The following is a 5,108-nucleotide window of genomic DNA, read 5'->3' as shown; positions in this document are numbered from 1 at the left end:
AAGACGATCTCAAGATCCCATTCGCCGGCAAGCCGGTTCCTACGGGAATTGCGGGCATAAAAAAAGCACCCCTCGGGGTGCTTTTTTGTCGCTGGCGCTTAGCGCTTCAGCGAAGCCGGCAGGTGCGGCTGGATGGCGGTCAGGACCGCTTTGAAGCATTTGGTGTTGCCAGCCACCACGTGGCCTTTTTCCAGGAAGTCGTGACCGCCGGTGAAGTCGCTCACCAGGCCGCCGGCTTCTTGGATCAGCAGGGCGCCTGCTGCCATGTCCCATTCGGACAAGCCCGACTCCCAGAAGGCGTCGAAGCGACCGGCGGCCACGTAGGCCAGGTCCAGGCTTGCAGCACCGGCGCGACGGATGCCGGCGGTCTGGCCTACCAGGGCGCGGAACATGCCCAGGTAGTTGTCCAGGTTGTCCATCTGGTCGTCACGGAATGGGAAGCCGGTGCCCAGCAGGGCGCCGTCGAGGCTGGTGCGGCCGCTGACGCGCAGGCGGCGACCGTTCAACTGGGCGCCACGGCCACGGCTGGCGGTGAATTCTTCCTGACGAACCGGGTCCAGGACCACAGCGTGTTCCAGGCGACCACGGTATTTGCAGGCGATGCTCACGGCAAAGTGCGGGATGCCGCGCAGGAAGTTGGTGGTGCCGTCCAGTGGGTCGATGATCCACAGGTAGTCTTCGCCTTCGCCGCTGCCGGCGTGCAGGCCGGTTTCTTCGCCGAGGATGGCGTGGGTCGGGTAGGCCTTGCGCAGCGCGTCGATGATCTTCTGCTCGGCAGCGCGATCAACTTCGGATACGTAGTCTTTGGCGTCTTTTTCGTCGACCTTGATGGTATCCAGGCGCTCGATGGAGCGGAAAATCAATTCACTGGCGCTGCGGGCGGCGCGCAGCGCGATATTCAGCATTGGCTGCATGGATAGGTCACCTAAGGTTGTTAAAGAAAGCCGAGCATTCTAGCAGAAAACTTTTGCAGATGAAGGTCGGTATTCGCTTTGATTGCATTGATCCGCTGTGTGGCGTTGTCCGGTGGCGAGTGTTTGTGCCGGTTGCTGGGCGCCTTTATAGAGTGTCGGAATCTCTCGGGTGGTTATTTTTGAGGCGGGAGTCTTGCCTGTTCTGTAAGATTTGCTCCCCCTTACCGTGTCCGAGAGCGCATCCCTTGCTGCAGAACATTCGTGTCGTCCTGGTCAATACCAGTCATCCGGGCAATATCGGCGGGGCTGCGCGTGCCATGAAGAACATGGGCCTGTCGCGGCTGGTGCTGGTGGAACCTCGGGTATTTCCGTCCCATGAGGCGGATGCGCGGGCTTCCGGCGCCACCGATATCCTGGCCAATGCCCAGGTGGTCGCCACCCTTGAGGATGCATTGGCGGGTTGCACGCTGGTGTTTGGCACCAGTGCTCGCGACCGGCGCATTCCCTGGCCCTTGCTTGATCCGCGTGAGTCCGGGCTCAAGGTGGTAGAGGAAGCCGGGCAGGGGGCGCAGATCGCCCTGGTGTTCGGTCGTGAAGATTCCGGCCTGACCAATGATGAGCTGCAGCGATGTCATTTCCACGTGCATATCCCGTCGGACCCGGAGTTCAGCTCGCTGAACCTGGCCACGGCGGTGCAGGTGCTGACTTATGAAGTGCGCATGTCCTGGCTGGCGGCCCAAGGTCGGCCAACCAAGGTAGAGAAGGATGAAGTGGCTTCGCCGCGCAGTGAAGAGCTGGCGACCATGGATGAGTTGGAGCGGTTCTACGAGCATCTGCAGCAGACGCTGGTGGCCATCGACTTCCTCGATCCGGAAAAGCCGCGGCACTTGATGGCGCGCCTGCGTCGGTTATACGGTCGCAGCTCGGTCAGCCGGGCGGAAATGAATATATTGCGTGGCATTCTCACGGAAACCCAGAAAGCGGCCCGTGGAGAGCTACAGAAGCGGAAGGATCAGTGATGTTCGAGCGTCTGCGTGAAGATATCCAAAGCGTGTTTCATCGTGACCCGGCGGCGCGCAACGCCTTCGAGGTGTTGACCTGCTACCCGGGCATGCACGCGATCTGGATTCATCGTTTGTCCGGCGCCTTGTGGGGCATGGGCTGGAAATGGCTGGCCCGGCTGGTGTCGAACTTCGGTCGTTGGTTGACCGGGATCGAAATTCATCCGGGAGCCAAAGTCGGCCGTCGCTTCTTTATCGACCATGGCATGGGCATTGTCATAGGCGAAACTGCCGAGATCGGTGATGACGTGACCCTCTATCAGGGAGTGACCCTGGGTGGCACCAGCTGGAACAAGGGCAAGCGCCATCCGACCCTGGAAGACGGTGTGGTGGTGGGGGCGGGCGCCAAGGTGCTGGGTCCCTTCACTGTGGGGGCGGGGGCCAAGGTCGGTTCCAATGCGGTGGTGACCAAGGCGGTGCCGGCTGGAGCGACGGTGGTGGGCATTCCTGGGCGGATCATCATGAAGTCCAGCGACGAGCAGACAGCCAAACGCAAGGCCATGGCGGAAAAGCTCGGTTTCGATGCCTACGGTGTCGGCGAGGACATGCCGGATCCGGTGGCTCGGGCTATTGGGCAGTTGCTGGATCATCTGCAGGCGGTCGATGGTCGTCTGGAGGATATGTGCGGTGCGCTGAAGGATCTGGGTAGTGACTACTGCGCCAAGGAGCTGCCCCAATTGCGTGAAGAGGACTTTGCTGAAGTCAAGGGTAAGGACGGCAGCCAGGTCGGCTGAAGTCCCGCAAGCCGGTTCCTTGCAAGGGCCGGCTTGCCGGTGAATTGGCCGCGATGGCTAGTAAACGACCCGTGGGTCAGTTACTGCCATCCTGCTGTGCCATTACGTCGCAGACTTTGCTATGATTCGCGCGCTCTTTTGCGGGTAAACCCGACTAAAGTAGTTGGTCTTATAGTTGACTCGATTACTCGGGTATTGCATACTCGCCTCCATTCCGAAACTCCGTGGTACTTGTCCATGCGACTGACTACTAAAGGCCGATACGCCGTGACCGCCATGCTTGATCTGGCGTTGCACGCGCAACATGGCCCGGTCTCCCTGGCCGATATCTCTGAGCGCCAAGGCATCTCCCTGTCCTACCTCGAACAGCTTTTCGCCAAACTGCGCCGCAGTAATCTGGTGTCCAGCGTCCGGGGTCCTGGTGGCGGCTACCAGCTGTCCCGTGACATGCAGGGGATCCAGGTGGCTCAGGTGATCGATGCGGTGAACGAATCGGTCGATGCAACCAAATGCCAGGGGCTGGGTGACTGCCATGCCGGCGACACCTGCCTGACCCATCACCTGTGGTGCGATTTGAGCCTGCAGATTCACGAATTTCTGAGCGGTATCAGCTTGGCTGATCTTGTTACTCGCCGTGAGGTACAAGAAGTAGCCCAGCGTCAGGACCAGCGCCGCTGTAATGGCAAGGCGCCGCGCCTGGACAAGATTGAAGCGTCCGCCGTCGAATGACAGCCAAAGAGCTAGCGGCACGCCAGCCAGCCTGATTTAGGAGAGAGTCCATGAAATTGCCGATTTACCTTGATTACTCAGCGACCACCCCGGTCGATCCGCGCGTTGCGCAGAAGATGAGTGAATGCCTGCTGGTCGACGGAAACTTCGGTAACCCGGCGTCCCGCTCTCACGTGTTCGGCTGGAAGGCTGAAGAGTCGGTGGAGAATGCCCGTCGCCAAGTGGCCGACCTGGTTAACGCCGACCCGCGTGAAATCGTCTGGACTTCCGGTGCTACCGAGTCCGACAACCTGGCAATCAAGGGTGTCGCGCATTTCTATCACACCAAGGGCAAGCACCTGATCACCTCGAAAATCGAGCACAAGGCTGTCCTGGACACCATGCGCCAACTTGAGCGTGAAGGCTTCGAAGTGACCTACATCGAGCCGGGCGAAGATGGCTTGATCACTCCAGCCATGGTTGAAGCGGCCCTGCGTGACGACACCATCCTGGTTTCGATCATGCACGTGAACAATGAAATCGGCACCGTCAACGACATCGCCGCCATTGGCGAGTTGACCCGCTCCAAAGGCATCCTGTTCCACGTCGACGGCGCTCAGTCCACCGGCAAGGTCGAAATCGACCTGCAGGCCCTGAAAGTCGACCTGATGTCCTTCTCTGCCCACAAGACCTATGGCCCTAAAGGCATTGGCGCGCTGTACGTCAGCCGCAAGCCTCGCGTGCGCCTGGAAGCCACCATGCACGGCGGCGGTCACGAGCGCGGCATGCGTTCCGGCACCCTGGCCACTCACCAGATCGTCGGCATGGGCGAAGCCTTCCGCGTCGCCAAGGAAGACATGGTCGCCGAAAATGCTCGCATCAAGGCCCTGAGCGATCGCTTCTACAAGCAGGTTGAACACCTGGAAGAGCTGTACATCAACGGCAGCATGACGGCTCGTGTACCGCACAACCTGAACCTGAGCTTCAACTACGTTGAAGGCGAGTCGCTGATCATGGCCCTCAAGGACCTGGCAGTGTCTTCCGGTTCGGCCTGTACTTCGGCTTCGCTTGAGCCTTCGTACGTGCTGCGCGCCCTGGGCCGCAACGACGAGTTGGCTCACAGCTCGATCCGCTTCACCTTCGGCCGCTTCACCACCGAAGAAGAAATCGATTACGCGGCGCAGAAAGTCTGCGAAGCCGTTACCAAGCTGCGCGCTCTGTCGCCGCTGTGGGACATGTACAAAGATGGCGTCGATATCTCGAAGATCGAGTGGGCGGCGCACTGAATATAAGTCGCCGCACAGGGTTCTGTAGAGCGTACCGATAACGGCGATTTGCAGAACCCAAGAGCGACTCTCTGATGAGTGAGGATTAAGAATCATGGCTTACAGCGAAAAGGTCATCGACCACTACGAGAACCCGCGCAACGTCGGCAAGATGAATGCGGAAGATCCGGATGTCGGCACCGGCATGGTCGGCGCTCCTGCCTGCGGCGACGTGATGCGCCTGCAGATCAAGGTCAACGAGCAGGGCATCATCGAAGACGCCAAGTTCAAGACTTATGGCTGCGGTTCCGCCATTGCTTCCAGCTCCCTGGCCACTGAGTGGATGAAGGGCAAGACGCTGGATGAAGCCGAAACCATCAAGAACACCCAGCTGGCTGAAGAGCTGGCCCTGCCTCCAGTGAAGAT

At 59.9% G+C, this 5,108-nt stretch carries 6 protein-coding genes; 5 read left to right on the top strand and 1 reads right to left on the bottom strand.

The genetic code is table 11. The annotated features are described in order from the left end of the window. Positions 1–98: 98 nt before the first annotated feature. Positions 99–914: a type III secretion system regulator SuhB gene (gene suhB / locus BLX41_RS09695; protein WP_011063220.1), complete on the bottom strand. Its 816-nt coding sequence runs from the start codon at positions 912–914 to the stop codon at positions 99–101. Positions 915–1,159: 245 nt separating this feature from the next. Between suhB and trmJ the strand changes: the two genes are divergently transcribed. From trmJ to BLX41_RS09670, 5 genes are all read left to right on the top strand, one after another. Continuing rightward, a complete protein-coding gene (gene trmJ, locus BLX41_RS09690) occupies positions 1,160–1,933 on the top strand; it encodes a tRNA (cytosine(32)/uridine(32)-2'-O)-methyltransferase TrmJ (protein WP_123724706.1) in 774 nt (257 codons plus the stop codon). Beyond that, entirely contained in the window at positions 1,933–2,709 is a 777-nt protein-coding gene (gene cysE / locus BLX41_RS37085; RefSeq protein WP_123724705.1) for a serine O-acetyltransferase, read from the top strand. The genes trmJ and cysE overlap by 1 nt, the downstream gene beginning before the upstream one ends. A gap of 237 nt (positions 2,710–2,946) precedes the next feature. After that, a complete protein-coding gene (iscR, locus tag BLX41_RS09680; protein ID WP_011063217.1) occupies positions 2,947–3,438 on the top strand; it encodes a Fe-S cluster assembly transcriptional regulator IscR in 492 nt (163 codons plus the stop codon). Between the two features lie 50 nt (positions 3,439–3,488). Next, positions 3,489–4,703 (top strand): IscS subfamily cysteine desulfurase, encoded by a 1,215-nt coding sequence (locus BLX41_RS09675; protein WP_025129551.1) that lies wholly within the window; start codon positions 3,489–3,491, stop codon positions 4,701–4,703. A 94-nt stretch (positions 4,704–4,797) separates the two neighbouring features. After that, positions 4,798–5,108, top strand: a 311-nt coding sequence (locus BLX41_RS09670) for an iron-sulfur cluster assembly scaffold protein (protein ID WP_123724704.1), incomplete at its 3' end; no start/stop codon positions are given.

Origin of the sequence: Pseudomonas protegens (assembly GCF_003732485.1) — a bacterium.
Taxonomy (GTDB): domain Bacteria; phylum Pseudomonadota; class Gammaproteobacteria; order Pseudomonadales; family Pseudomonadaceae; genus Aquipseudomonas; species Aquipseudomonas protegens_B.
The sequence above is the reverse complement of the archived record's forward strand: the minus strand, read 5'-3'. Positions and strand labels throughout refer to the sequence as shown.

Excerpts from the sequence above, each read along its gene's own strand:
- suhB (WP_011063220.1), bottom strand. The coding sequence starts at position 914 with ATGCAGCCAATGCTGAATATCGCGCTGCGCGCCGCCCGCAGCGCCAGT.
- cysE (WP_123724705.1), top strand. The coding sequence starts at position 1,933 with ATGTTCGAGCGTCTGCGTGAAGATATCCAAAGCGTGTTTCATCGTGAC.
- iscR (WP_011063217.1), top strand. The coding sequence starts at position 2,947 with ATGCGACTGACTACTAAAGGCCGATACGCCGTGACCGCCATGCTTGAT.
- BLX41_RS09675 (WP_025129551.1), top strand. The coding sequence starts at position 3,489 with ATGAAATTGCCGATTTACCTTGATTACTCAGCGACCACCCCGGTCGAT.